Below are 26,741 nucleotides of genomic sequence, written 5' to 3' on the forward strand. Positions count from 1 at the left end.
TGTGAGGCGCGAAGCGTCGTGGAGTGCGGTGGCAGAGATGCAAGGGCACCTTGCATCGACGACACCGCTTTCGAGCCAGTAAAGCAGTTCCACATTCGACCTTGCAGGCATTCTCCTGGGCGCAATCATTCTCACGCCCATGAAACTCTTGTTCGTCGCCCTCATCTTTGTCAGCAGCGCCTTCGCTGACACTCCCGCGCAGATCGCCGCCGACTATCATAGTAAAGCTGCGGCGGCGCTACAGAAGGTTAACGACACCCTTGAAAAAGCCACCGTGCCACTAATCGCCGACCTTGTGAAGTCCGGTGACACCGATGGCGCAGACCTGCTGCGCACGCAGATGAAGTCTAAAGTAGGTGGCGATCCGGTGCTAAAGCCTCAGGCAAGGGCGAAAGACTTGTTCAAAAACTACGATGCCGCCCGCGTGAAAGCCTTGGAACCTGCCAAGAAAGCAGCCATCGCACGGATTGATGCCATGCTCGCCAGCAGCGAAGGCAAAAAGCTGGATGTCTTGACTGCACTGAACAAAGTACGCGCTGAGATCGAGGCGGGAAAGCCCGCGATGGATCCGACCTCGACAGGCCTGGCCAGACAATGGACCTATCATATGAATGCCACCACCGACCGTGTGAGTGGCATGATTATTTTTGAAAAGGGCGGTGTATTGAAGTTAGACTTCCCCAACAATCAAGACAGCGGCACTTGGAAAAAGACCCAGGAGCCCGATACATACGAGACGAATGTGAGAGGCGAAAAGGGTCTGCTTAAGGTCACAGGGCAAACCGCTGAGTGGAAACGCGAGGTGGGTATCCGTTATCTCAGAGCCAAAGAAGGCGGTTCTGAACTTTAACCCAAAAATGGCATCACACGAATTGCGTCGCATACGCAACGCTGCCGCCAGGAGAGTTGGCGCTGCATCTCATCGAATCGGTAGGCAGCGAAAAATCGAAAACCAGTCGCGGATACCATAAGAATTTCCGGCCATCGCCAATGCGATGATGATCCAAGGCAAGCGGGACAGGAATATCTGCCACCACATCAGCCAGTGCTCCGGCTGCCAGATTGGCTTTTTCGGCTTCGTTTGGGCACGACGTTTCATGCCTGCCTACAATACGCAGATGCTTGGGTGAACAAGCAAGTTGGTTGAACAACAGATTTCGAATCTGTTATTTAACGCACGCCTTTCCCAGGGGAGCCAAAGCGTTAGACGGAATGCTACCGGTTAACTTTTTTCGTCAGGTGATCAAATCACCCGGTCATTCCCGCCATCGACCGGAATCTGTGCTCCGGTGACCTTCGCGAACAACGGGCTCGCCATGGCGGCGACCATGTTGCCGATGTCTTTGGAGCGGATCTCGACCTTCATGAGGTTCTTGGTCTTGTATTCCTCGACGGTCATGTTGTAGCGGGCGGCGCTTTTGGCGAGGGCTTCGGGGGTCCACAGTTTCGTGTCGAAGACGGCGTCGGGGTGCACGATGTTGACGCGGATCTTCCACGGGGCGAGTTCGAGGGCGGCGACGCGGCAGAGCTGCGTGAGCGCGGCCTTGGAGCAGGAGTAGGCACTGGCGCCGGGGCCGGGAGCTTTGAAGTTGCGGCTGCCGACGAAGATGATGCTGCCATCGACGCTGTGCTTCACATACGGGATGACTTTATTCATCAGCTTTTGATGGCTGGTGAGGTTGATCATGATCGTGCGATCCCAATCGGTCTGCTCCATGACGTCGAGGGCGTCGTTCTTCGGGAAGATGCCGGCGTTGCTGACGACGATGTCGATGCCGCCGAACTCGCGCACGGTGAAGTCGATGGCGTCCTGCACAGGCTGGTCCTCGGTGAGGTTCACGACGATGCCGATGGCCCCGATCTTCTTCATGATGTCGGGGATTTCCTTGTCGATGTCGAGACCGACAACCTGCGCGCCCTGCTCGGCGAGAGATTCGGCGATGGCGAAGCCGATGCCGGCGGCGCAGCCGGTGACGAGGGCGACTTTGCCCTGATGAACCTTGCGGGCGGGGCCTTTGCGGAGCTTGGCCTGCTCAAGGTCCCAGTATTCGATGTCGAAGATGTCCTTCTCGCTGAGCGGTGCCCAGCCGCCAGTGCGCTCGCCGAGTGCGACGGTGGCGGCGGTGCTCTCGGCGATGTCGGCGACGATTTTGGCGTCCTTCAACGTATCGCCAAAGCTGACGATGCCATTGCCAGGCCACACGGCGAAGCGCGGAGCGGCGTCGAGCATGGTCTGCGTGCTCGCGTGGGCTTTGAAGTAGCTTTCGTAGTTGGCGGCAAAAGTTTGGATGCTGGCGGAGTGGTCGTCACCGAGCACGACGGGGATGCGCTTCGTGCGAATGCTGTGATCGGGGGTCAAGGGGCCGCGGGTGGCGCAATCGGCGATGTTGGGCAGTGCTCCGTAGCTCAAAGCGGCCTCGCTGGTGCTGAGGCGGGCGATTTGCGGGAAGCCGCGAGTCTTGGAAACGAGCTGGCGGAGCTGCGCGAGCTGTAACAGGGGCATTCCTGCCCCTGCGGGCACCGACGGGCCAGGAATGGCCCGATTACTCAGATACTCCTCGGCCTTCGTGACGAACTCGATGTGCTTTTCGTAGCTGGCCTTGGCGTCGTCGTTGAAGGTGAAGAGGCCATGCTTGAGCAGCACGATGCCTTCGATGCCTTCTTTTCGCAGATCGGTCTTTTGGAGCACTTCGGCGACTTGTTTGGCCAAAACGAAGCCGGGCATCACGTAGGGCAACACGAGCACTTTGGAGCCGAAGAGCTCCTTCGTGCGGGCTTCGCCGTCTTGGGCGCAGGTGAGGGCGGAGATGGCATTCGCGTGGCTGTGATCGACGAACTTGAACGGCAGGATGGCGTGCAGGATGGCCTCGATGCTCGCGGCGGGCGCATTCGGGTTCGTCATCGCGGCGCGTTGTTGCAGGACCATGTCCTCATCGGTCATGGTGGGCAGTTTGGCCATTTTGAGCAGCGCCTCCATGCGCACGGGGGCAAAGCCGGCCCGCTCGATGGTGGCGAGATCCCAGCCGCTGCCCTTCACGTAGCAAATGTCCACGGAATCGCCGAAGTAGTCCTTCTCGGTGACTTTGACGGAGGTATTGCCACCACCATGAAGAACGAGTTCCGGGTTCCGGCCGAGCAGGCGGGAGGTATAGACGCGCTGTCCGAGAGCGTCGGTTCCGAAAGTGGCGGCTTCAGTGTCGTTCCAGAGGCTGTGCATGGCGGGAGAAAAGGAGCGCCAGACTTCCGATGGATGGGCCGTGAAGCAAGGGGATTTTCCCCGCTGTCAGAACTGATTCTGACCACGGATTTCACGAATGGGCACGAATCGGAACCCATCCGTGCCAATCCGTGAAATCCGTGGAAAAATCTCAGACAAGCTTGCGCTCGCGCATCTCTCCCAGCGTCCACTCGTATTCCCGCACCAACTGATCCACCACATCACCGCTGCGCATTTCCGGCGGCAACACTTCCCAGGTGTAGGTTTCCATCTCGATGTGCTGGCATTTCGTTGGATTGTTCCCTAGCCAGTCCATCGCGCCAATCAGATGATCCCGCGTGCTGTCAAAGCCATCGCCCGGTTGCGCATGGATCGGGATATGGAAATGCACGCGCCACTCCTCGCCGAGGTGGTCGGGATTGGATTGGGCAAACTCGAGCGCGTCCGGCAGATCCTTGAACCGGCGCAGCGGCTCGTCCGCGCCATAGCTGGCGATGACCTGATGGAAATACACCGGCTCATTGAAGCCCCGCAGCCGCTCCACGTTCCCGGCCGTTGGCTTCAATTTCAGCGCCGAGCTGAAGTGCAGCTTGCTCAGCCGGATTCCAGCGCCCGTGATGCGGTCCAGGGCCTTCTTCGCGTCCTCAAACTCGATCGCGAGATGGCAGGTGTCGTAATTGAGGCCGATGAACTTGAAGAAATCGCGATCCTGCGGGTGGCGATCAAAGTAGAGGCCGAAAAACTTCAGCGTCTCGCCGCTGGTCTCAAACAAGCCGAGCGGCTCTGGCTCCAGGCCCAGATGCAGATCGTGCCCGCTCTTCGTGGCGACTTTCTCGATGTGCTCGCGGCACAGCTTCAGATTCGTGAAGATAGCGTTCAGCTCATCCGTGCCGACATTGAAGGTCTTGTGCGATCCCGGCAGCGTGCTGACGCTGCCGCTCACTCCGGGCGGCAAAAGCTGCGCCAGGATGTCGAAGAGCAGATTCGTGTAATCCAGCCGCTCCTTTGTGCTCCAGTCCGGCTTGAACACATGCTCTTTGACCCTCGTGCCATGAAACGCGCCGTAGGGGAAGCCATTGATGGTGAAAACGTAGCAGTGGTTCGCATCGAGCCACGCCTTGAACTCATCCAGCCTGCCCGGCGCGCTCAATTCCACCGCCGCCTGCTGGCTGAGTCGCAAACCGATGCCATACGGCTTCCCGCCACTGACACGATCCTTCACCCGCAGCGTGTTCTCCTTCAGCCCACGCCACGTCTCCTCCCACGTCTCACCGCGATGGATGTTCGTGCAGTAACCGAGATGGATGTCGTGATTCAGGCGCATGATGGAACAAGATCCGGGCAGGGAAGGGGTTGGGGAAATGCCCGGAACGCCACCTTCCGTCAAATGCAACGTCGGGCAAGCGTGCGGTGAAGTGTGTTGGTGCCAGGCATGTGCCTGGCATTCAAAAGACAATGGCACAGATAGGTGGCATCCCCTCAGATCCTTCATTCGCGTGACTCGGCGAATGCTTCGAGCGGTTGATCAGTGTTACCGGCAGCATGATGCCTGGGAATCCAGGCCGTGTTAAAAACCTGTTTGGAAGTCGCGGAGCGACGAACGTGCCGTAGCCCGGCCTTTCAAGGCCGGGAACAGGAGACGGCGGGACGCCCCAAGGCATCCGGTGTCGCAGAGCGACACGCGAACTGGCGCGTCGAGAGGACGGGTTCGGGCGTCGCACAGCGGCACGGGTCATGGCTCAACGCGATCACCCGCATGGTCGCCCGGTCTTCAAAGGCCGGGCTACGAGACGGCTTGCCGCTCCGCGGCAGAGGTTTTCAAACACGGTCTGGCCAAAACCAGGGCCTTTCGTCGGCGCTGCTTGCGATTCGTCCTTTGTCTTCGACTTGAGAAAGTGTGAACAGCTCATGCCGCAGCGGTCCTGCTCCTTGGGGCACTTCGGAGACGAGGAGTGGCTGGATTGGCATGCGGTGGTTGTGACCTAACCCGGTGCCGAACCCGTGTTCAGTTTGGGACCCGGCCAAGTCTTGCAGGTTTTGTCCGGATGCACGAGCATCGCTGTCATCATGGGAATGTTTGACACCATCCACTTCAAGAAGCCGCTGGCCTGTCCGTCCTGCGGAGCGGAGATCACCTCCCTCCAGACGAAGGACTTCGAATGCGGGCTCACGTCTTACCAGATCGGTTCCGTGCTGCGCGGTGGCAGCGTGCATAGCGGCATCATCAAAGAAACGTTGTGGTGCGATGCCTGTCACAAGGCAGGTCGATCACCAGCAAACTCACCCGTGTATCTCGTGGTCTGGCACACCGTGCTTGCCGGTGTGGAGCGGGAACTCGCAAAAGCCGAGGCGCGTCTGACCGCCGTGGACCGGCTCGACCTCATCGCCTGGCTCGACGAAGCTCAGCTTGAGGCTGACCGCTGGCACCGCCGTTACTCCAAGCTCCACAGCGATGTCACCCGCTGGCATGAGCACCTCACAAACCCACCCGGTCCTGAACCTGCGGATGAAGAGGGTAAACGCCAGCGTGCCTTCCGCCGTCTCTTATCCCTGCCGGATGAAATCCTCAACGCTTCCGATCCGCTCGCCGCGATTCTGGCCGCCAACCAGATCAATTCCGAGGAGCATGGGCACTGAGGTAAAAACATGGACTGCGGCAGCCTGCTGCCGCTTTTCCGAGGCAGCCCTGCTGCCGTCAAAGTCTCCCAGCTACCGAAGAAGCCCCTCCGCTGCCGCAGACGCGGTAGCGCCTCAGCGAGACATCACCTTGGAAGGTTCGACGGCCAGCAGGCTGGCCTCCCGAAAGCGGCAGCAGGCTGCCGCAGTCCATGTAGTCCATGTTGTCCACGTCACTCGCCATCCTCGGCGGCGATTTCATCGAAGGGGAAGCTGGCGATGGTCTTCACCCACGCTGGCGTCGCCTCACGCTTGAAGGCTGCGGCACTGCACCACTTCCATTGTGAGGCCAGCGGCACCAAACCGTGATGCCGTGGGTTTTGATGCACATAGTTCAGTCGCGCCAGATAGCTCTGCGGGTAGGTGAGATGCGTCTCGCGGTAGTTTTGCCACAGCCGCGTGCGTCCCGGCGTGCCGTCCTCGGTGTTCAATCGCTTGGTCGCCAGGCTGTGCAGTTTCTGCACCACCTCCCTCAACGTCTCCGCGCCTCCCGGCGGACTGTGAGCGACAACATGGTAGTGATTCGAAAGCACCGCCCACGCTTCCAGTTTCCAGCCACGCTCCGCAAAAGTATTGAAAAGCATCTGCTCAAACCAGTCCCGACGTCCGGCGGTGGCAAAAAGATGCGCTTTCTCACGAGCGCGTGCCGTGAGGAAATACACACCACTCTCCGAGAGTCGATGAGGCGGCGCATGAGGCCAATGTCGTGTGCCGCGAAGGCACTCCTCATCGGATGGAACATCAGGCATCATGGCGAGAAGGATGGCAGTGACTTGGTGGAATGGTCAACCACGGGCTTCATGGACAACATGGACACGGACACAGACATGGACTGCGGCAGCCCGCTGCCGCTTTTCCGAGGCAGCCCTGCTGCCGTCAAAGTCTCCCGACCACTGAAGAAACCTCTCGGCTGCCGCCAACGCGAGAGCGCCTCGACGAAACAACGGCGCAGACCATTCGACGGCCAGCAGGCTGGCCTCCCGAAAGCGGCAGCAGGCTGCCGCAGTCCATGTCGTCCATGTTGTCCCCAAGGCGCAAGAGCGCTGAAATCAGAACGCTCGCGCCTTCTTCCTCTCTGGCGGTGCTCCTCATCCTTGCCCGCGAATGGGTCGCAGGGGCTCGTCGAGTGGTTGGAAAGCCAAGGGACGAAACATCACTCGGCTGATCAGCTTGTTGGCGACCTGAAAGCGCCCATAATCGTGTTGCACCCAAAGCTCATGAAACTCCTACGTGACACTTCTCCCCAACTCCGAAGCGAATGGGATTCCGCTAACAACGGCGACCTGAGTTTCGACAACGTCAGATCGGGAGCCAAACAGAAGGCGCACTGGATATGCGCAAAGAATCCGCTTCACCGTTGGGAGGCACAAATCAGAGATCGCTCAATGGGACATGGCTGTCCATATTGTTCGGGACGACTCTTCCTCAAGGAAGAGTCTTTTGGGAGCTTGCACCCTGGGCTGCTCAAGCAATGGGACAGCGTTAGGAATGTCGGCATCGACCCTTTCGGAATTGGTCCGCTCAACAAGATGCGCATTTGGTGGAGGTGCGGAAAATGCCAGCACAGTTGGGCGACCCAGCTACGCGCGCGCACCAAAAAGGATGCAGGATGTCCAAACTGCCGAATTGCAGCCAATTCACTGGCCAGTGCCGCACCAGAAATCGCCCAACAATGGCATCCAGAGAAGAATGGCAGCAAGGTGCCCGAAAATGTTGCGGTAGGCTCGCGATACATCGCATGGTGAAAGTGTGGCCGAGACCCATCTCATGTTTGGCCATCCCAAGTTCGAAGTAGGACCATGGCAAAGACTGGGTGCCCGCTTTGTGTCTCTGATCGGCCAACGTCGGCTAAACCAACGCTTGCCGACTACTCCCCCACGTTATCCGCACAGTGGCATCCCTCGAAAAACGGAACACTGACGCCCCGTGATGTGACGATAGGATCGAGCCGGAAAGTCTGGTGGCAATGTGACAATGACAAAACTCATGAGTGGCCAGCGACGGTTAGCAATCGTGTCCGATTCGGTCACGGTTGCCCCAAGTGCGCAAAGCGCAGCGCCAGCCCGTCCATCACTAACAATCTGGCGACGAAGTTCCCGGCACTTGCCAGACAGTGGCACCCGGAAAAGAACGGCGCTTTAACGCCCGAGGACGTCACACCTGGAAGCCAGAAGAGAGTTTGGTGGCGTTGCGATGCCGAATCGCCGCATGTTTGGGACGCCACGATCTACAATCGAACAAGTCGTCAACCTGATGCACATTGCCCGAGTTGTTCCGGCAATAAGCTCGTTGATGCGAACTCACTGGCAACAGTTCACCCAGAGATCGCCAAGGAATGGCATCCGTCCAAGAACGGGGAGTTAAAGCCGGAAGATGTGACTCGGGCGAGCGGCAAGAAGGTGTGGTGGATTTGCGCAAGGAATCCATCCCACGAATGGGAAGGCACCGTCAAGAACCGGACAGTCCACAAAAGCGGCTGCCCACATTGCGAATCCGAAACACGTTCGAGCCGATTCGAGATGTCTCTGATCGAAATGGCGCAGTCATACATCGACTACTCGGGCACCTTCCATCGCAGTCTGACTGCGCTTCGAACTTTAACGAAGCAAGCTGTTCCGCGCACAGTCCAACTCAGGCACACGTTCTTCCGAATGCTCTATTCATCTGCTATCACTGCTTTGGAGACCTATCTCAGCGATGCATTCGTTCAGAACGTTGTGACTGACCAAAGTCGGATGGAGACATTGCTCTCGACGGCACCAGAGTTCCTCGACCGCAAGTATGCGCTTTCCGATGTTGTTGATTGGAGCAAAAACCTGAATCGCCGTGTCACGGAATACCTCGTTGGCATCATCTGGCACAATCTCAGCAAGGTGAGACCCATGTATTCAACGGTTCTGGGAGTGAACTTTCCCTCAGATTCAAAATCGATCTATCAGGCGATTGCAGTGAGACATGATCTGGTTCACCGCAACGGCAGATCGAAGGAAAACCATTTCCATCGAATCACCAGTGTGGAAGTCGATAAGCTGCTCAACGACGTGGAGAGCTTTGTTCAGCACATCGACAGCCAAGTAAAAAGCTTGCCGAAACCCACCCATCGGTAGGACCGCTTCCCATCCCGCGTTTCATGTCCCCGCATGAAACCCCTCCTCGCGCTTTTCCTTTCTCTCACCGCCGCCACGGCTGCGGACCTGACATTGCTCGACGTGGGGAAATCGGATTACCAGATCGTTTTGCCGGATGCGTTGCCTTCACCGGCTTTGGACGAAAGTCTCGTGCAGACGGCGCGGCTGCTCCAAACGGCGTTTTTGGCGAACAAGGTCGAAGTCGCGGTCGTGAGGGAAAAGGAGCGGGATGCGGCGAAACCGGCGTTGATGCTCGGGAATACGCAGTTCGCGCAGAAGAATGGCCTCGAGGTGACGAAGCTGCGGGATTGGAGCTTTGTGCATCAGGTGGTGGGCAAGGATGTGATCATCGTGGGGCATGATCATCGGTCGAAGGCGCCGACGGACAATGCGCGGCGGCCGAACTGGGATCGCGTGGGCACGGCGAAGGCGGCTGTGGACTTTGCGCGGCAGTTCATGGGCGTGCGCTTTTTGTATCCTGATCTGCCGGGCTACACGCCGGTGAGCGGCGCGGCGAAGATCGACCTCATGGAGTCGCCCGCGATCGAGTTTCTGCCGATGAAGACGATGACGGTGCCGGAGTCGCTGAACGTGACCACCACGCCGCTGCTGCGGGTGAACACGGCGCATCCGGCGGGCGCGTCGTTTTACGATCTCGCGCACAATCGCTTTCCTCGCGTGGACGAGCAGTTCGGCGGTCACACGTGGGAGCGGGCGGTGCCGGCGGAGTTGTTTGCGGAGCACCCGGAATACTTCGCGCTGATCAGCGGCTCGCGTTTGAAGCCGGAGGGCAACGGGCAGTATTGCCTGTCGAATCCCGACGTGCAGGAGCGCATCTACCGCGATCTCGCGGGCTTCTTCGACAAAGGCTACGACAGCGTCGATCTCGGTCAGCCGGACGGCTTTCGCGAGTGTCAGTGCGAGAAGTGCAATGCGCTTTACGGCACGGGCAAAGACTGGTCGGAGAAGATCTGGATCTTCCACCGCGATGTCGCGCGGCGTTTGGAGAAGTCGCATCCGGGCAAGCAGGTGACGATGATGAGCTACATCCTCACCGCCGCACCGCCGAAGAGCTTCAAAGCCTTCCCTTCAAACACCTGCATCATGCTCACCGGCACCAACGAGGAGGACATCGTCCCGTGGCGCGGCATCGACGTGCCGCGCGGCTTCACCGGCTACGTTTACAACTGGTGCCCGAACCTCGGCACGCGCTACACGCCGATGCGCACGCCCGGCTACATCGAGCAGCAGGTGCAACGGCTCGCCGTGAACCGCATCCAGTCGCTCTACCGCGACGGCCCCGGCCAGCTCTTCGGCCTCGAAGGCCCCGTCTATTACACCATGGGCCGCATGTTTGACGATCCGGCGAACAACCACGCGAAGGACCTCGTCCCCGAGTTCTGCGAGGCCGCGTTTCAAAACAAGAGCATCGCCTTCTCCATGCGTGCCTTTTACGACGAGCTGTATCACGCCATCGCACTCTACTCCGACCACATCGGCACGCGCACCGACGTGTGGACCTACAAACCGCTGCCCACCGATGCCCGCGGACGCAAAACAGTGCAGGACCCGTTTCAGCTCATCGCCTTCCTCTACACGCCGCGCGTGCTCGTCACGATGGAGGGCCATCTCGCGCAGGCGCAAAAGCTCGCCACCACGCCGAAGGTGAAGACGCGCCTCGCGCTCGTGCGCACCGAGTTCGACTACTTGAAGCACTTCGCGAAGGTCGTGCACCTGCATCAGGCCTGGCAGATGCTGCCCGACACCGGCTCGCTGCATCGCCTGCTCGATGCCATCGACGCACGAAACGCCTTCATCGCCACGCTTTACGTCAAAGGGCACCAAAAAGAGTGGAACCACATTCTGTTCCCCTTTCCCGGCCACGACGCGAAGCACCTACAACTCGCCCACGACGGCTACCAGGAGCCCTACGCCAGCACCTGCTTCAACTGGGACACCAAGGCCATGCGCAACGCCCCGCCCATGGGCCTCAAGAAACTCACCATCGCCAAAACGACCGCGAAACTCACGCTCGACAGCCCCGAGTGGCAAAACACCACCGCGCATGAACTCACGCTCCTCCCGCCGCTGCACACGCTGCCGCGCATCACGACGATCCGCCTCCTCTACGACGAAAAAGCCCTCCACCTCCGAGCCGAAGCCGAACTCGGCGACGAAGCGACTTTCGCCGCCTTTAAGCGAGATCGCCTTCTCAACAACCAAGAGGCCTTCGATGTCTATTTGGCTCCGAATCCGGCTCAGCCGCTCTTCTACCGCCTCACCCAAGGCGCGAATGCCGCCTCCAAATACGACGCGCTCAACGGCCGCATCACCGACGTGATGGATCCGCGTCACGGCAAAGACGACCCCACCTGGAACGGCGACTGGACCAGCGAAGCCCGCGTCGATTCGAAAGCCAAACGCTGGCATGCGCATCTCGTCATTCCCTTCACCACCCTCGGCGTCGAACCACCCAGCAAAGGCATCACCTGGAAAGCCAACTTCGGCCGCAACCACGCCCTGCCTCGCGAAATCGTCGACCGCGCGATCTGGTCGTCGTCCCTCACCAGCACGAGCATGGATGACACGACCGTGATGGGCGATATCGTGTTTGAGTGAAGGCACATGACATGGACTGCGGCAGCCTGCTGCCGCTTTTCCCAGGCAGCCCAGCTGCCGCCGGAGTCTCCAGGTGGACGAAGAACACCCTCTGCTGGCGCAAACGCGAAAGCGCCTCGGCGTGGCATCACTTGGGGACGCTCGACGGCCAGCAGGGCTGGCCTCCCGAAAGCGGCAGCAGGCTGCCGCAGTCCATGTCGCAAGGCGCGAAGACCGGCTCTCGCCATCGCGTTTACCCAGCCGCATGTTCCTCCGCGCCCTTCTCCTCCCGCTTCTCGCTGCCTCCCTCCACGCCGAGGACATTACCTGGCAGCTTCAGTATGACGCCAAAACGCTGCCTGACGGCACCTGGAGCAGCGTCGGCACTCCGAAGGCCAAACTCGAGGCCGATGGTCTGCGCATCGAGGACGACGGCACTGGCTTCGGACATTACCGCGCAGGCTGGAAGGCGGGCGAGGATGAGGAAGTCATCGTCGAGGCCGAGGTGAAGGTCCTTTCGACCACGGGCGCGGTGAAGGGCAAGACCACGTCCTCGCTCTGGCCATGGCGCGATGGTGGCCCGGTCGTGATTCAACTGAGCGATGGCAAGCATCAGGAAGGTCTCGCGCTGTTCCCGAACCAGGCGACGAACTTCACCGACCGCTTCATTCCACAGGACACGACGAATCGTTTTCACACGTATCGGCTCGTCATTCGTGGAACGGACATGCAGATGTTTGTGGATTGCGAACGCAAGGTGGTGGGCCAAGGAGCCTTCTGGAAGCCGGTGGAGTCGAAGGAGCCCTTCATTCTCTTCGGTTCCACGGCCAAGACGGCGACGGGCAACGCGATCTGGAAATCCGTGAAGCTCGGCACGCGAAAAGCGGCCACGCCATTGCCCAAACCGCAGCTCAAAGTCACCGTCAGCGAGCCGTGGATCATCCCGGAGCGCAAAGGCGTGCCCGAGACGCGGCCTTACTTGTATGACATGGGCAAAGGCCTGCTCCTCATGAGCGTGGCGCAGGGGCCGGATGCGTTCTACGAGCCCTACGGCCTCTACAAATCGACCGACGCCGCCAAGACGTGGTCACCCATCACTGGCATCGATCAAAAGCCCGAAACACCGCTCCCATGCCTGCGCCGTCCGGATGGCAGCATCGCCGCCATGTCACGCTGGACGTGGTCGCAGCCGGACGGAGCCGTTTTTGGCAAAACCTGGCGGCTCAATGCCGACGCGACCACCTTCACGATGGAGGACAACCGCCTCAATCTGCCCGCTCAGTATGCGAACGAGCAAAAGAGCGACCAGACCATCTGCGAGCGCCACCTCTGGAACGATGCCGACGGTGGCATGACGATGGTCGTCTGGACTCGCAAGAACACCAAACGCCCCGATGGCCGCAATCAAACCGAGCGCTGGTCCCATCTCATGCGCAGCACCGACGGCGGCAAAACGTGGAATCACTTCTCCGTCGTCGGCCCCGGCGGCGAGCCCGCTGTGTGCCGCCTGAGCGACACTGAACAAGTCGCCGTCATCCGCGGCGACCGGAACTCGTGCATGAAGCAGATGTTTTCCCACGACGCTGGCAAAACGTGGACGCAGCCCGTGCAGATGGAGGAAGGCCGCGTGCTGCCCGATCTCGTCATGATGAGCAACGGCGTGCTCGCCTGCAGCTACGGCCGCCCCGCGAGCTGCCTCATGTTCAGCCTCGACAAGGGCAAAACCTGGACCAGCCACCACGTCATCTCCGACCGCGTCCGCTTCAACTATACCAGCATCCGCGAGATCAGCCCCGGCCGTCTGCTTTACATCCACGACGCGCCAAAGATGACGTGTGTTTATGTCGATGTGGAGAAGATCGTCCGCTGAGCGAGCTACCGCGCTGGAGAGTCTCCCGGAAGCCAGAAGTGGCGTGTTTTGACACCTGACGAGTCTTTCTCGCGCGAGTGCATCTGGCTCGTGTCCGGCACCTGCCAGAAGGAGCGATGATCACTTGCTGAACCAGGGACTTTGACGAAAGACAGTTCGTCGATGCTGGTCGTGACGGTGGCATCGCGACGACCATTCCGGCACCACGGATTGAGCCAGGCGATTGCGATGACTTCCTGGCTGTGAAGCGGTTCGTGACGCGTGAAGCGCTCGCGCATGGTGCCCTGGCCGTAGATGCAGGTGAAGTCGGCCATAGGCAGCACCTGCTGTGACCACTGGCCGGGTTCGAGATAGCGACGCGTCTGGTAGATGGCGAAATCGAGATCCGTGCGTGTGGCGATGCTGCGATGAGTGAGATTGAAGTCGAAGCCACGCCCCCCGCGGACACGCAATGCCTCCGATGGCCCCACAGACTTCCAGTCGAACGTTTTGCCCGCCGGTGCCACGAAGACGAGAAAATCGAGTGGCACGATCTCGCCGGCTCCGACGAGCGTGTTTCGTTGTTCAGGCGCTTCCACGCGGATGTTGAGGGAAAAGGCGTTGGCACCGGCTGCTCCGCTCGTGTGAACGCCTGCGCAGTGAACTTCCTCCGCGGTGCGACCTTTGCTGAGCAGCACTTTCCGGCCGCCGAGGCCCGTGGCGGCCACGCTGAGCTGCATCGGCTCAAAGCGCAGGGGCTTGGAGCGAGTCCACGACTCGTCGAACCACTCAGCCTCGGCAGCCGCCATGTAGAGAGTGAAGGCGCGGTCGATCTTCCCATCCTCAAAGTCGGCGAGGGTCTTCACGGGCTCGATCTGGTCTGGCGCAAAGGTGGTAAAGGGCTTTCCTTCGCCAAGCGTGACGACTTCGATGTCGTCGATGAGGCATTCACCGAGCGAATCTGGTGCGAGAAAGACGCCCACGTGTTCCTGGGCCCAGCGGTTGTAGTAATTGCGCGGTGCGTCTGTGCTGAAGCCGGAGCGGCGGAAATTTCGCCACGTGGGATGATTGAAATTGAGGGTGACTTCGACCCACTCAGGCTTCGCCATCACCCGAATGGTCTGCGGCTCAGTGAAGACATCGCTATTGCCGTAGTAGGCGGTCGGGCCTCCGCAGTAGATCGAAATGGTGCCGCTGATCACCTTGAGACGGAGGCGTAGCGCATCGGCCTCCGGAGGAAAGTAGGGCGCGAGCCGCAGGATCGAGCCCGCACCGCTGGCGAAGGCCTGTGAATCGCTCACTTTCACGCGCAGGGCTTTGCCGCCGCTGTCAGGCACCACTTCGACGCTGCTCCAGGCACGCGCCCGTTGGCGGAAGTCCTCGCTCCAGCGATGAATGTCGATGAAGCCCTTCTGGAATGGACCGATGGCTGCTGAATCGAAGTTTTCCACCATGCCGAGCGGCGCAGCCTCACTTGCATGCAGCCAGCTCATGCCAAGTGCCAGGCATGCACAAAGGAAGACGAACGGGCGGTGCTTCATGGAAGTGAGTACGTTTCCTCTCACGTTGTCATGCGCCTGCGTGAAAAGTGAGTGCGTTTCGGCGGGATGTGCGGAATCTGAAGCGTTTCATCCAACATGAAAGCTCTTCTCGCCGCCCTTTCCTTCTCCAGCCTGACTCTGGTGCTTTGCTGGCAATTGTGTGCTGCCGAACCCATCCCGGACAAGCTGGTGGTGCTGACGTTTGATGACTCGGTGGCCAGTCAGGCGACGTTTGTCGCACCGCTTCTGAAGAAGCATGGGTTTGGGGCGACGTTTTTCATCACGGAGGGCTTCGAGTTCCTCGTGGACAAGAAGAACTACATGACCTGGGAGCAGATCAAGGCGCTGCACGACCAAGGCTTCGAGATCGGCAATCACACACGCAAACACGCGGGGGTGAACAAGCAGAAGCCGGAGCAGCTCGCCGCTGACGTGGAATTCATCGAGCAGCAGTGCCTGAAGTTCGGCATTCCGAAGCCGGTGAGCTTCTGCTACCCCGGTTATGCGACCAGCGAGACGGCGGTGAAGCTGCTCCGCGAACGTGGCTACTCGTTCGCACGTGCTGGAGGCGCGAAGGCTTTCGATCCGATGACCGACGATCCATTGACGATGCCGCAGGCCTTCGACGGCAAGCCGGACAGCACGCTGGAGCAATTCAAAGCCGCCGTGGCGCAGGCGAAGGACGGCAAGATCGCCGTGATGACCTTTCACGGCGTGCCGGACATCAAGCATCCGTGGGTGAACACCGATCCGGCCAAATTTGAGGCTTACATGCAGCATCTCAAAGACGAAGGGTGCACGGTGATCGCCATGCGCGACCTGTTGAAGTATCTCGCGGCGAAGTAATGCCTGCGGCTGGCGTATAGAGACGGCCATGAAGTCCATTCTCGCCCTTTTGCTCCTGCTGCTCAGCGCACCCACCTTCGCCCAGGTCATCCAGCGTGACGTCCGCTACCTCGATGACGGTCACGCACGACATGTGCTCGACATCTACGCGCCGGAGAACGCGAAGAACCTGCCCGTGGTCTTCTGGATGCATGGCGGCGGCTGGCAGCAGGGGGACAAATCCAGCGTGCAGACCAAGCCCAAATGGTTCCTGGAACGCGGCTTCGTCTTTGTCTCGACAAACTACCGCCTGCTTCCCGAGGTGGACATGGGCACGCTCATCCGTGATTGCGCGAAGTCCTTCGGCTGGGTGCAAAAACACATCGCGGAGCACGGTGGCGATCCAAAACGCGTGCTGGTGGGCGGCCACAGCGCCGGAGCCCAGCTCGCGGCGATTCTTTGCACCGACGACCGCTACCTGAAGGAAGTCGGCGCGGATTTCTCCAGCCTCATCGGCTGCGTGCCCGTCGATGGCGACACCTACAACGTCCCGGCCATCATCGAAGTCGCTGAAACACGGGCGCGTGTGCACGGCTTTCCGCTGCCGAGTTTCGGTCATCGGCTGAAGTTCGGGAACGATCCCGCGCTGCACAAAGACTTCTCCGCCGTCACGCATGTGGCGAAGGGCAGAGGCATCCCGCCCTTCCTCATCTTGCATGTCTCTCATCATCCGGACAACACCGCCCAGGCCCGGCACTTCGGCGACAAGCTGAAGGCAGCCGAGGTGCCGGTGACGCTCTTCGGCGCGCGGGACACGGAGCACGTGAAACTCAACAGCGACCTCGGCCTCGCCAGCGATCCGGCCACGAAGGCGCTGGACGCGTTTGTCGCGTCGATCCTGAAGAAGTGACGCGTTTGCAGGAATTCGATGTGGTTGGGGTGCCGCAGGTGCGGCAGCGTTTTGGAGTGCTCCAGCCCTCTGGAGCTTTTTGCAGTCCGACAGACGTTCGAAAGCGGCGGAGGGCCGCCGCACTCCATGACGCTGCCGCGAGCCTGCCAGCCAAAGTCGGCCAAGGCAAACTGGTGGCAGGTCCGGCTTGTTGCGCGGGTCGTGCCGGGCGTCCGACACCTCCCCAAACATGTCCGCTTCCTTCCAGGTGGGCATCGTGTATGTACACCTGCGTCCAACCAGACCGACCGCCATGAAGCCGTTTTGCGCCCTCCTGCTCGCCGCCGTGCAGCTTTCTGCTGCTGAATCCCTCTTCGACGGCAAGACGCTCACGCACTGGAGTGGCAAGGCGGAGCACTGGCGTGTCGAAGACGGTGCCATCACCGGCGAAATCCCTGCGGACAGGCCGCTCAAGGGCAACGAATGGATCTTCTGGGACGGCGAGGTGCATGACTTCGATCTCATGGTGGACTTCCGCATCACCGGCGGGCCCAGCGCGAACAGCGGCATCCAGTTTCGCTGTCAACAAAGTCAACAAGGTCACGCCAGCGGCTATCAAGCCGATCTCGATCAAGGCGCGGTGTGGCTCGGCCGCATCTACGACGAGCATGGACGTGCTTTGATTTGTGAGCGCGGCTCGCGCGTGAACATCGCGCCGGATGGTCGTCGGTGGGCGGATGTGTTTGCGGAGCCGAAGAGCCTTCAAAGCGTCATCAAGCCCGGTGAGTGGAACCGATACCGGATCACCGCCAGCGCCTCGCACGTCGAGGTGCGCGTGAACGACGTGCTCATGAGCGTACCCGACGATCACGAGGCCAAAGCCGCCGAGTGGAGTGGCAAGATCGCCTTCCAGCTCCACAGCGGCCCCGGACCGGCCAAGATTCAGTTCCGCAACATCGAACTGACGCACCTTGGCAAAACGGCGATGCCGCAGCGCGAAGCCAAACTTGAAACTTTAAACCTGAAACCTGAAACAGACGCGATTTCGCCGCCTGCGGAGCTGAATCTCGGCTTTGAAACCGGCACGCTCGCAGGCTGGAAAGCCGAAGGAGATGCTTGGGAGAAGCAACCGGTCGAAGGAGACACCGTCGCAGCCCGCAAACGCGGCAACTCGCAGCATGCGGGCAAGTTCTGGCTCGGCGGTTACGAGCGCATCGGCGACAAAGGCACCGGCACGCTCACATCATCGAGTTTTGTCGCCACGCATCCTTGGGCCAGTTTTCTTGTTGGCGCAGGACGTTCGATGAAAACTGAGATCGTCAGCGAAGCGGACGGAAAAGTCCTTTTCAGTGCCAGTGGCGAAAATCGTGAGGACATGGCCCGCGTGGCCGTGAACCTCGAAAAGCACGTCGGGAAGAAGATTTTCATCCGCATCGTCGATCAAAGCAGAAGCGGCTGGGGTCATGTGAACTTCGATGACTTCGTGTTTCATGCCGAGAAGCCGAGTTTTGCCGCCAGTGCGCTCACCATCAGCGGTGACCGCACGAAGCGTGGCGATAAAAGCCCGGTGCTCTGGCATTTGTTGCCGAATCCATCGAAAGACCTGCCCGAGATGCGGGTGCAGGATGGTTTTCAGGTCGAGTTGATCGCGAAGGAGCCGGATGTGAAGCAGCCGATCGCGTTTTGCTTCGACGAGCGCGGGCGCATGTGGGTCGCGGAGGCGTTTTCGTATCCGAATCGCCAGCCCGAAGGTCAGGGGAAGGATCGCATCACCATTTTGGAGGATGCGGATGGAAACGGCAGCTTCGAGACGAAGAAAACCTTCTGCGAAGGGCTGAATCTCGTCAGCGGCATCGAGGTGGGCTTTGGCGGCGTGTGGGTCGGGGCTGCGCCGTATTTGATGTTCATTCCTCGGGATGGAGACAAGCCGCTGCCGCTCGGCAGTAATCGGGCCATTCCTGGCCCGTCTGGAGCAGATGGGGCCAAGAATGGCCCCGTTACTCAAGTGCCCGGCGTGAGTTTCACCGCCTACTCGCTCCTCGACGGCTTCGGCTATCAAGACACACACGAAACGCTGAACAGCTTCCTCTGGGGCCCGGACGGCTGGCTTTACGGCAATCAGGGCGTCTTCAACACCAGCGCCATCGGCAAGCCGGGCGCGGAGGCGAAGGATCGCGTCACGATGCGCGCGGGGGTGTGGCGCTATCATCCGGTGCGGCATGTGTTTGAGGTGTTCTGCCACGGCGGATCGAACCAGTGGGGGCTCGACTACAACAGCAACGGCCATCTCTTCATGACGCACTGCCGCAGCTTCTGGGGCAAGGGCGGCACGACGTACGCCATCCGCAACGGCCACTTCTGGAATCAGGCGAACGCGAATTATCCGTCCTTCGTCTCCGCCACCGCGCCGGACTTCGCGCCCGAACTGCAAAACTACCTGCCCGCCTCCGCGCGTTACGACAGCGGTGAAGGCGGCGCGGGCAAACCGGGCACCACGGCCGTGTATGGCGGTCACTCGCACGTCGGCACGATGATCTACAACGGCGACAACTGGCCCGCGATCTACCGCGACCATCTTTTCACGCACAACCTGCACGGTCATCAGCTCAATCATCAGCACATGGTGCGCACCGGCAGCGGCTACGAGACCTTCCACGCCGGCTTCGACCTCCTTCACAGCTCCGCGCCCGATTACATCCCCGTCGATCTCCAAACCGGCCCCGACGGTGCCGTCTATGTCATCGACTGGACCGACACCCAGCACTGCCACAACCCCGACGACGAAAAATGGGACCGCAGCAACGGGCGCATCTACCGCATCTCGTGGAAGGAGACTTACAAGCCGCGAAAAGCCGGTTTCGACTCAGCAGACGAGTTTTCACTCTTGTTTGGATGTTTAAGCCCGAACGGTTGGCGCTTTAGAACATCAATGAAGTTGCTTGCCGAGAAGGCAGCGAACAAAAGCCTTCGTCCGATTGACCCTGATGGCTCCATTGCGAAGTCCATCCAGAGCAAGTCCGAGAGATTAGCCTGGCCTCAAGATGACTTTTCGATCTTGAAGCTGATATGGGCCAGCAACGCTGCGGGCCAGCTATCTCCAACCATGATTGCGGCAGCACTCAGTCGTGACAGTGACATCGCTCGCTCCTGGACCATCCAACTCGCCACGGAAGAAGCCGGGAAATCCAAGCTCAGCTCCGAGACGCTTCTCAAACTCGCGCAGACCGATCCTTCATCCACCGTGCGCCTCGCGCTGGCATCGGCGTTGCCGAATCTGGATGCGGAGACGGTTTGGGAGGTCGCCTCGGCGCTGGCGATGCATGGTGAGGACAAGGATGACCGCTTTTTGCCGAAGATGATCTGGTTCGGCCTCGCGCGGGTCATTGAGGAGGATTGGGCGCGCGGTCTGGCGCTGGCGGAGAAGACACCGATGCCTTCGCTGGCTGATTCGATCCGCTGGTTCGCCGGGAAGAGCGCCGAAGGCCGCGAGGCGCTGGTGAAGACGCTGAAAACGACGCGCGATCTGAAACTGCTGGCGTTTTCGTTGAAGGATGAGGCCAGGGTGGAGATGCCGCAGGCGTGGGTGGAATTTCGTAACCGGGGCATTCCTGCCCCGAGTCAGAATGGGGGCAGGAATGCCCCCGTTACGGATGAACTCTCGGCGCTGTTTGGAGACAAGGAGGTGCTGAGTGAAATGCGCGCTCTTTTGGCGGACACGGGCAACCCGCTGCCGCAGCGCCGTGCGGCCTTTGATTTGCTGAAACGCACCGGCGATGCCGAATCGACGCCGATCTTCGCGAAGCTGCTCGATGAGCCTGCATTCACGGCGGCGGTCATTCCGCTGCTTTCGCGCTCGAAGGAGCCGAAAACGGCGGCGGCGCTGATGGAGAGGTTTGACCGATTTGACGTGGCGATGCAAACGACGGCGCTGGGCGTGCTCACGAGTCGTGCTGAGTTGGCGAAACCGCTGCTGGAGGCCGTGAAGGCGGGCCGCTTCGACAAGAAGCATCTCAGCAGCCTGCAAATCCGCCAGATGCGCAATTTGAACCACGCGGAGATCAACACGCTGCTCGACGCGACGTGGGGCAAGGTGAACGAATCGAGCGCGGCGGCGAAGGCGAGCATCGCGAAGCTCAAGAAGGCCTACGAATCCGCGCCGCTGTGGGCCTTCAACGCTAAATCGGGCGAGCAGACCTTCCAGCAGCTCTGTGCCGTGTGTCACGCGATGGGCGGTGTGGGCGGCAAGCTCGGCCCCGATCTCGCCGGATCGTGGCGCAACGGCCTCGACTACTTTTTGGAGAACATCATCGACCCGAACGCGGTGGTCGGAGACAACTTCAAGCTTCACGTTTTGACCAAAAAAGACGGCAGCGTCGTCTCCGGCGTCATCGAGCAGGAAACCGACACCGCCATCACGGCGCGCACCGTGACCGAAAGCGTCGTCATCTCGAAGTCAGACCTTAAAGAGCGCCAGAAGACGCCCGTGTCCCTCATGCCGCCCGGTTTGCTCGAAGCGCTGCCGGAGCGGAAGGCGCTGGAGCTGCTGAAGTATCTGCTGAGCAGGCGGGAGTGATGTTTCGGGTTGAGGTGAGGTGTGCGGCGGCTTTTCCTCCGGGATGAAAAGCATTCCGCTCGTGATGATGTCGATGTGCCTGCTCCTGGCAGCGCCGGTGAAGGCACAGGTGGATGAGTTCATCCTGGACTCGTTGCGTGTGGTCGAAGATCCAGATGGGAACACGAACCTGCGTTCCGGGCCTTCGTTGAAATCGAAAATCGTCGGCCAGGTGGCCTCCGGCAGCGTGGTGGCCATCGAGCAGGAGCCGAAGGACGGCTGGGTAAGGCTGCTCATGGAGGACAGCGAAGAGAAGCCGCGCTTCATCCACGGCAGTCGTTTGCGGCCGGTCAAAGCATGGCGGCAGGTTGCCATCGCCGAAGCGAAAGACCGCAGGCTCGGAGTGCTGAAAAATGCGGGTTTCGAGGTGCGGGTGCTGGCGGTTCCGTTTGTGGCCGCGGATCACCAGATCACGCGAGATGAGCAGGGCGGGCATCGGGTGGATGGTGAATGGCCGTGGGGCAGGGACGGCGGGTTGCCGAGCTTCTCGCTCTCGCTGACGGTCACGCAGAGCGGCGAGGCGGTCACCCTTCAGAAAGCGGCCGTGCAGAACTTGTATGAGCCGAACATGAGCTCGATCACGCTGCTGAGGTCCGATGTCGCGGGCGGGCCTGTGCTGGTGCTCATGCTGAACGGAGATGGCGCAGGTGGTTACTGCGTTGTGTGGGCGTTTCAGGGCGGACGTTATCGCGGCAGGGCGGTGTTCACGCCGTTTTGAGGCGGAAGCGCAGCACTCGCTCGAAACAAGGAAAGGGCCGGCGTGGTGCGTATGTCTGGGATGCGCACGTTCATCCTGCTTGTTTGTCTCACCGTCTCTGTTTTCGCCGCTGATGACCTCACGGTGCTCAAACCGGCCGCGGATGGCACGACGCCGGAGCAGGCGCTGGAAAACTGGCTGGTGAGGAAGTTCAACGGGCTCGTCGATCGACGCACGGCAGCCTTTGAAAAGGCGATCAAGAGCGCTGCCGCCTGCAAGACGTGGCAGGAGGAGCGGCGGGCGTTTTTCCTGGAACGCATCGGCGGACTGCCGGAGCGCACGCAGCTGAAGGCGCAGATCACCGGCACGCTGGAGGGGAAAGGCTATCGCGTGGAGAAGATTGTGCTGGAGACGCGGCCTTCCTTTCATCTGACGGCGAATCTTTACCTGCCCGACACGCCTCCACCGTGGCCGGCGGTGCTGGTCCCGTGCGGTCACAGCCACGAGGGCAAGGCGGTGGGGCAGTATCAGCTCATCTGCATGCTGCTGGCTCGTCATGGGATGGCGGCGATGTGCTACGACCCCATCGGCCAGGGGGAGCGCTACCAGATGCTGGACCAGGCCAAAGAACACGCGGTGTTCGACGATGCGCCGCACGTGAAGACGCCGCATCCTTTCGCACGGCTCGTGTGCACCACCGAACACACGATGATCGGCCTCAGCAGCGCATTGATCGGCGCGAACGTGGCGCAGTTCCGCATCTGGGACGGCATGCGCGTCATCGACTACCTGCAAAGCCGCAAAGACATCATCGCCGACAAGATCGGCTGCACGGGCAACAGCGGCGGCGGGACGGAGACGGCGTATTTGATGGCGCTGGACGACCGCATCGTGGCCGCGGCACCGGGTTGCTTCCTGACGACGTTCAAGAAGCTGATCGAGACGAAAGGCCCGCAGGATGGCGAGCAGAACATTTTCGGCCAGATCGCCTTCGGCATGGACGAGGCGGATTATTGCATCATGCGAGCGCCGAAGCCCACGCTCATCTGCGCCGGCACGCGGGACGTGACCTTCGACTTCGGCGGGACGATGGACGTGTTCCGCGAGGCGAAGCGCTTTTATTCACGGCTGGGCTACTCCGACCAGATCGACATCGCCGCGCCGGACGCGCCGCATGGCTTCACGCTGCAATTGCGCGAGGCGGTGACTCGATTCATGAGCCGCTGGCTGCTGGGGAAGGACGTGATCGTGCGGGAGGTCGCGTCGCTGCCGGATTCGTTCGATGACAACGAGCTGCGGGCACTTTCGCAGCCCGACTGGACGATGGAGCAGCTCCAATGCACGCCGAAAGGCCAGGTGCTGCTGATTCCGGGCGAGCGTTCGTGTTTTCAGATCAATGCGGGCATCGCCGCCAAGCTGAAACAGGATCGTGGCACGGCCTGGAGCGGCATGAACGACGAGCGGAAGCGGAAGATCATTCGCGAGACCATCGCGCTGCCGGAAGAAGAGTTGCCGACGCAAATCCGCGTGACCGCCACCTTGCCACGCGATGGCTTCACCATCGAGAAACTGGTGATGAAGGTCGATGACGGCTTCGAGCTGCCTGCGCTGCTGTTTGTGCCAGAGAAAGCAAAGGGCACGGCCACGCTTTACCTTCACGGCGAGAGCATGCAGGCGGATGCCGCAACCGGTGGACCGATTGAAAAGCTCGTGCGCGCGGGCGAGATCGTGCTGGCGGCCGAATTGCGCGGCATCGGCGAGACTGAGACGGGCCTGCGCAAGACCGCCTACGGTCGCGGACGCTTTGGCCGTGATCTGCTGGAGGTGCTCACGGTTTATCTGATGGGCGGCAGTTATATCGGTGTGCGGACGGAGGATGTGCAGGCCTGGACGCGGCATTTGCAGACAAAGGCGAAGTCGATGCGCGTGATCGCCATCGGCGAGGCGGCGATTCCCGCGCTGCATGCGGCCGCGTTGGAGCCGGAGCACTTTGAAGCCGTCACGCTGCGCAGAATGATTGCCTCGTGGGAGGCGCTGGTGGGCGCGGACGAGTCCTTCAACCAGGCGGTGAACCTGGTCCATGGCGTTCTGCGGCACTACGACCTGCCGGAGTTGATCGAGATGGCCGGGAGAGATCGCGTGCGGCTTGAGGAGCCGGTGGATGTCATGGGCAGGCCGACGGATTGAAACAGGGCCGGACGGGAAAACGGTTCTTGCATCGCCGCGGCGGATTTGATCATCTAGGCGGATGATCATTCGTCTCCTTCTCTGCTGTCTCGCTCTCGCCGCCACGATTCATGCCCAGGGCAGGCAGCCGAACATCCTGTGGCTGATCGCAGAGGATTTCGGGCCGCATCTGGGCTGCTACGGCACGAAGGAAGTATCGTCGCCCGTGCTGGACGCGCTGGCGGCGAAGGGGATGCGCTTCACGCGGTTCTACACCACCGCGCCGGTGTGCTCGGCCAGCCGCTCGGCCTTCAACACGGGGATGTATCAGACGACGATCGGCGCGCACAATCACCGCTCGCATCGCGATGACGGCTACACGTTGCCCGCAGGCGTGAAGCTGATCAGCGAGCGGATGCGCGGCGCGGGCTATTTCACGGCGAATGTGAAGGAGCTGCCACCAGAGGCCGGTTTCAAGGGCTCGGGGAAGACCGACTGGAACTTCGCACCGCCGATGAAGCCGTTTGATTCATCCAAATGGGATGATCTGAAGCACCACCAGCCGTTTTACGCGCAGCTCAACTTCCAGGAAACGCATCGCACCTTTCATGGGGAGGCCCATGCCGATCCGGCGAAGGTGGAGATCCCGCCGTACTATCCCGATCATGAGGTGACGCGGAAGGATTGGGCGCAATATCTCGATGCGGCGACGGAGCTGGACCGGAAGATCGGCAAAGTGATGGAACTGCTGAAACGGGACGGACTGCTGGAGAACACGGTGATCTGCTTCTTTGGCGACAACGGGCAGGCGCATGTGCGCGGAAAGCAGTTCTGCTATGAGGAGGGGCTGAACGTGCCGCTGATCATGCAGTGGCCGTCCGGTGTGCCAGCTCCGCAAGGTTATGAAGCGGGCAGGGTGAGCGACCAGTTGCTCATGTCGATCGACCTGACCGCGAGTTCGCTGGATTGGGCGGGCGTGACCAAGCCGAAGGGCATGCAGGGGCGGGTGTTCATGGGCGCGCACGCCGAGCCGCCGCGGGAACATGTGTTCGGCGCGCGGGACCGTTGCGACATGACGGTGTTCCGTTTTCGCACGGTGGCGGACGCGCGCTATCGCTACATCCACAACTTCACACCGGACCGGCCATTTCTACAGTTCAATCGTTACAAGGAGGCGCAGTATCCGGTGTGGAACCTGATCAAGGAACTCGCGGCGCAGGACAAGCTGACACCCGCTCAGGCAGTGCTGGCCGCGCCGACGATGCCGGAGGAAGAGCTCTATGATCTGCAAAACGATCCGTTCGAGGTGCGCAACCTCGCGCAATCGAACAAACCGGAGGACCGGGCGGCGCTGGAGCGGCTGCGCGGCGTGCTGAACGAATGGATCGAGCGCACGAACGATCAAGGACGCATCCCCGAGCCGGAGGAGGTGGCGAAGAACGAAGGAAGCACGAAGCCGCCGCAAGCGAAGAAAGGGAAGAAGAAGGCGAAGTGAGGCGGCGGAATGACGAAATCCGAATGAGGAATGAGGAATGAGGAATGAGGAATGACGAATGACGAATGACGAATGATCGGGCGAGAAGGCGCGTGAGCGTTTTGGAGTGCGGCGGCCCTCCGCCGCTTTCGAGCGGCGTGGGTCATTCGGAAAGCTCCAGGACGCTGGCGCGTTTGCGCTGGGGCATCGTGTTGGTTTTTGCATTCGGTTCTTCTCTGATGGTCCTGGCCGGCGAGTGGCCGCGGGAGTTGCAGGCGTATCGCGGCACGACGCCGAGGGTGGATGGCGTGATCGAGACGGGAGAGTGGGATGATGCGGTGAAGTTTGATGGCGTCAGCGGATGGACGCCGCAGTTTTCGCCGACGACGAATCCCAAGGATCGCTCGCTGACCGGCTGGGTGAAGTTTGACTCGAGGCGGCTGTATTTCGCGTTTCGCATCACGGATGACGTGCTTTATGGCATCGACACGGAGAGATGGCTGCCGGAGAAGAATCCGAAGGCACATGAGCTCACGCGTGAGGGCTGGCCGTGGTTTGGCGATGAGATGGAACTGCTCATCAACGCCTCGAACCGCTGGAAAGCTGACGAGAACGCTGCTGGTGACGGGGCGTCCTGGCAGATGGTGTGCAATCTGACCAAATCGCGGCTCGGCGGCGTGGGAAAAGGTGGTTTGCTCGAAGGCGAGCCGCGTTCGGATGCGAAGGCGTGGGAAACGTATCAGCGTTGGATTCAAACCGGCGCGATGGAGGCGGTGGCGAAGGTTTTGCCCGACGGAAGCGGCTACATCATCGAATGGGCGGTGAGTTTTGATCCCTGCCTTGAGATCGCACCGGGGGTGTTCTTCAAACCCGGCGACGAAGAGGTGACAATGGGCCTGAACATTGCCGTGGGTGATCTGGATGAGAAGACGAAAGGCGCGGGGAACTTCGGCAACTTTCATCATGAGGACTGGTTCGCGGGCGAGAAGAACAAACGGACGAATCTGCGGCAGTGGGGCACGCTGCGGCTGATGCCGGGGGTGAAATGACGAATTCCGAATGACGAATG

General features: G+C 60.7%; 18 protein-coding genes. 13 read left to right on the forward strand and 5 right to left on the reverse strand.

The window, feature by feature from the left end:
• Positions 1-139: 139 nt before the first annotated feature.
• A complete protein-coding gene (locus IAE77_RS16210) occupies positions 140-850 on the forward strand; it encodes a hypothetical protein (RefSeq protein WP_294228367.1) in 711 nt (236 codons plus the stop codon).
• 69 nt (positions 851-919) lie between these two features.
• Here IAE77_RS16210 and IAE77_RS16215 read toward each other — a convergent pair whose 3' ends face one another.
• From IAE77_RS16215 to eboE, 3 genes are all read right to left on the reverse strand, one after another.
• The gene (locus IAE77_RS16215) at positions 920-1,099 is read right to left on the reverse strand and encodes a hypothetical protein (RefSeq protein ID WP_294228369.1); all 180 of its coding nucleotides are present in this window, start codon (positions 1,097-1,099) and stop codon (positions 920-922) included.
• Between the two features lie 144 nt (positions 1,100-1,243).
• Complete coding sequence (locus IAE77_RS16220) at positions 1,244-3,217, reverse strand: bifunctional aldolase/short-chain dehydrogenase (RefSeq protein ID WP_294228372.1); 1,974 nt, start codon at positions 3,215-3,217, stop codon at positions 1,244-1,246.
• A 151-nt stretch (positions 3,218-3,368) separates the two neighbouring features.
• A complete protein-coding gene (gene eboE / locus IAE77_RS16225; RefSeq protein WP_294228373.1) occupies positions 3,369-4,541 on the reverse strand; it encodes a metabolite traffic protein EboE in 1,173 nt (390 codons plus the stop codon).
• Between the two features lie 743 nt (positions 4,542-5,284).
• Between eboE and IAE77_RS16230 the strand changes: the two genes are divergently transcribed.
• Positions 5,285-5,854 carry a hypothetical protein gene (locus tag IAE77_RS16230; protein ID WP_294228375.1) on the forward strand — a complete coding sequence of 190 codons (570 nt, stop codon included), beginning with the start codon at positions 5,285-5,287 and terminating at the stop codon, positions 5,852-5,854.
• 212 nt (positions 5,855-6,066) lie between these two features.
• Here IAE77_RS16230 and IAE77_RS16235 read toward each other — a convergent pair whose 3' ends face one another.
• Entirely contained in the window at positions 6,067-6,645 is a 579-nt protein-coding gene (locus tag IAE77_RS16235) for a transposase (protein WP_294228376.1), read from the reverse strand.
• A 465-nt stretch (positions 6,646-7,110) separates the two neighbouring features.
• On the opposite strand from IAE77_RS16235, the gene IAE77_RS16240 reads away from it, so the two are divergent.
• The 4 genes from IAE77_RS16240 to IAE77_RS16255 all read left to right on the forward strand — a co-directional run bounded on the left by IAE77_RS16240 (position 7,111) and on the right by IAE77_RS16255 (position 13,489).
• Positions 7,111-7,638 (forward strand): zinc-ribbon domain-containing protein, encoded by a 528-nt coding sequence (locus IAE77_RS16240; RefSeq protein ID WP_294228378.1) that lies wholly within the window; start codon positions 7,111-7,113, stop codon positions 7,636-7,638.
• A gap of 54 nt (positions 7,639-7,692) precedes the next feature.
• Positions 7,693-9,000 carry a zinc-ribbon domain-containing protein gene (locus tag IAE77_RS16245; protein ID WP_294228380.1) on the forward strand — a complete coding sequence of 436 codons (1,308 nt, stop codon included), beginning with the start codon at positions 7,693-7,695 and terminating at the stop codon, positions 8,998-9,000.
• 33 nt (positions 9,001-9,033) lie between these two features.
• The gene (locus IAE77_RS16250; protein WP_294228382.1) at positions 9,034-11,640 is read left to right on the forward strand and encodes a DUF4838 domain-containing protein; all 2,607 of its coding nucleotides are present in this window, start codon (positions 9,034-9,036) and stop codon (positions 11,638-11,640) included.
• Between the two features lie 244 nt (positions 11,641-11,884).
• Complete coding sequence (locus IAE77_RS16255; RefSeq protein WP_294228384.1) at positions 11,885-13,489, forward strand: sialidase family protein; 1,605 nt, start codon at positions 11,885-11,887, stop codon at positions 13,487-13,489.
• Between the two features lie 5 nt (positions 13,490-13,494).
• Here IAE77_RS16255 and IAE77_RS16260 read toward each other — a convergent pair whose 3' ends face one another.
• Positions 13,495-15,009, reverse strand: a complete 1,515-nt coding sequence (locus IAE77_RS16260; protein ID WP_294228391.1) for a hypothetical protein — start codon at positions 15,007-15,009, stop codon at positions 13,495-13,497.
• Between the two features lie 96 nt (positions 15,010-15,105).
• On the opposite strand from IAE77_RS16260, the gene IAE77_RS16265 reads away from it, so the two are divergent.
• The 7 genes from IAE77_RS16265 to IAE77_RS16295 all read left to right on the forward strand — a co-directional run bounded on the left by IAE77_RS16265 (position 15,106) and on the right by IAE77_RS16295 (position 26,721).
• The gene (locus IAE77_RS16265; RefSeq protein WP_294228394.1) at positions 15,106-15,855 is read left to right on the forward strand and encodes a polysaccharide deacetylase family protein; all 750 of its coding nucleotides are present in this window, start codon (positions 15,106-15,108) and stop codon (positions 15,853-15,855) included.
• Between the two features lie 28 nt (positions 15,856-15,883).
• Positions 15,884-16,744: an alpha/beta hydrolase gene (locus IAE77_RS16270; protein WP_294228400.1), complete on the forward strand. Its 861-nt coding sequence runs from the start codon at positions 15,884-15,886 to the stop codon at positions 16,742-16,744.
• Positions 16,745-16,973: 229 nt separating this feature from the next.
• Positions 16,974-21,296, forward strand: coding sequence for a PVC-type heme-binding CxxCH protein (locus IAE77_RS16275; RefSeq protein ID WP_294228408.1), 4,323 nt, complete (start codon positions 16,974-16,976; stop codon positions 21,294-21,296).
• Positions 21,297-21,339: 43 nt separating this feature from the next.
• Positions 21,340-22,053 (forward strand): SH3 domain-containing protein, encoded by a 714-nt coding sequence (locus IAE77_RS16280; RefSeq protein WP_294228427.1) that lies wholly within the window; start codon positions 21,340-21,342, stop codon positions 22,051-22,053.
• 60 nt (positions 22,054-22,113) lie between these two features.
• The gene (locus IAE77_RS16285) at positions 22,114-24,219 is read left to right on the forward strand and encodes a hypothetical protein (protein ID WP_294228436.1); all 2,106 of its coding nucleotides are present in this window, start codon (positions 22,114-22,116) and stop codon (positions 24,217-24,219) included.
• A gap of 61 nt (positions 24,220-24,280) precedes the next feature.
• Positions 24,281-25,693: a sulfatase gene (locus IAE77_RS16290; RefSeq protein WP_294228442.1), complete on the forward strand. Its 1,413-nt coding sequence runs from the start codon at positions 24,281-24,283 to the stop codon at positions 25,691-25,693.
• A gap of 218 nt (positions 25,694-25,911) precedes the next feature.
• Positions 25,912-26,721, forward strand: coding sequence for a hypothetical protein (locus IAE77_RS16295; RefSeq protein ID WP_294228450.1), 810 nt, complete (start codon positions 25,912-25,914; stop codon positions 26,719-26,721).
• Positions 26,722-26,741: the final 20 nt, after the last annotated feature.

The sequence above is a fragment of the Prosthecobacter sp. genome, from assembly GCF_014879935.1.
Taxonomy (GTDB): domain Bacteria; phylum Verrucomicrobiota; class Verrucomicrobiia; order Verrucomicrobiales; family Verrucomicrobiaceae; genus Prosthecobacter.

Coding starts and splice junctions, on each gene's coding strand:
- eboE (WP_294228373.1), bottom strand. CDS start 4,541: ATGCGCCTGAATCACGACATCCATCTCGGTTACTGCACGAACATCCAT.
- IAE77_RS16220 (WP_294228372.1), bottom strand. CDS start 3,217: ATGCACAGCCTCTGGAACGACACTGAAGCCGCCACTTTCGGAACCGAC.
- IAE77_RS16210 (WP_294228367.1), top strand. CDS start 140: ATGAAACTCTTGTTCGTCGCCCTCATCTTTGTCAGCAGCGCCTTCGCT.
- IAE77_RS16215 (WP_294228369.1), bottom strand. CDS start 1,099: ATGAAACGTCGTGCCCAAACGAAGCCGAAAAAGCCAATCTGGCAGCCG.
- IAE77_RS16270 (WP_294228400.1), top strand. CDS start 15,884: ATGAAGTCCATTCTCGCCCTTTTGCTCCTGCTGCTCAGCGCACCCACC.
- IAE77_RS16295 (WP_294228450.1), top strand. CDS start 25,912: ATGGTCCTGGCCGGCGAGTGGCCGCGGGAGTTGCAGGCGTATCGCGGC.
- IAE77_RS16260 (WP_294228391.1), bottom strand. CDS start 15,009: ATGAAGCACCGCCCGTTCGTCTTCCTTTGTGCATGCCTGGCACTTGGC.
- IAE77_RS16265 (WP_294228394.1), top strand. CDS start 15,106: ATGAAAGCTCTTCTCGCCGCCCTTTCCTTCTCCAGCCTGACTCTGGTG.
- IAE77_RS16240 (WP_294228378.1), top strand. CDS start 7,111: ATGAAACTCCTACGTGACACTTCTCCCCAACTCCGAAGCGAATGGGAT.
- IAE77_RS16290 (WP_294228442.1), top strand. CDS start 24,281: ATGATCATTCGTCTCCTTCTCTGCTGTCTCGCTCTCGCCGCCACGATT.
- IAE77_RS16255 (WP_294228384.1), top strand. CDS start 11,885: ATGTTCCTCCGCGCCCTTCTCCTCCCGCTTCTCGCTGCCTCCCTCCAC.
- IAE77_RS16280 (WP_294228427.1), top strand. CDS start 21,340: ATGAAAAGCATTCCGCTCGTGATGATGTCGATGTGCCTGCTCCTGGCA.
- IAE77_RS16230 (WP_294228375.1), top strand. CDS start 5,285: ATGGGAATGTTTGACACCATCCACTTCAAGAAGCCGCTGGCCTGTCCG.
- IAE77_RS16275 (WP_294228408.1), top strand. CDS start 16,974: ATGTCCGCTTCCTTCCAGGTGGGCATCGTGTATGTACACCTGCGTCCA.
- IAE77_RS16235 (WP_294228376.1), bottom strand. CDS start 6,645: ATGATGCCTGATGTTCCATCCGATGAGGAGTGCCTTCGCGGCACACGA.
- IAE77_RS16285 (WP_294228436.1), top strand. CDS start 22,114: ATGCGCACGTTCATCCTGCTTGTTTGTCTCACCGTCTCTGTTTTCGCC.
- IAE77_RS16250 (WP_294228382.1), top strand. CDS start 9,034: ATGAAACCCCTCCTCGCGCTTTTCCTTTCTCTCACCGCCGCCACGGCT.
- IAE77_RS16245 (WP_294228380.1), top strand. CDS start 7,693: ATGGCAAAGACTGGGTGCCCGCTTTGTGTCTCTGATCGGCCAACGTCG.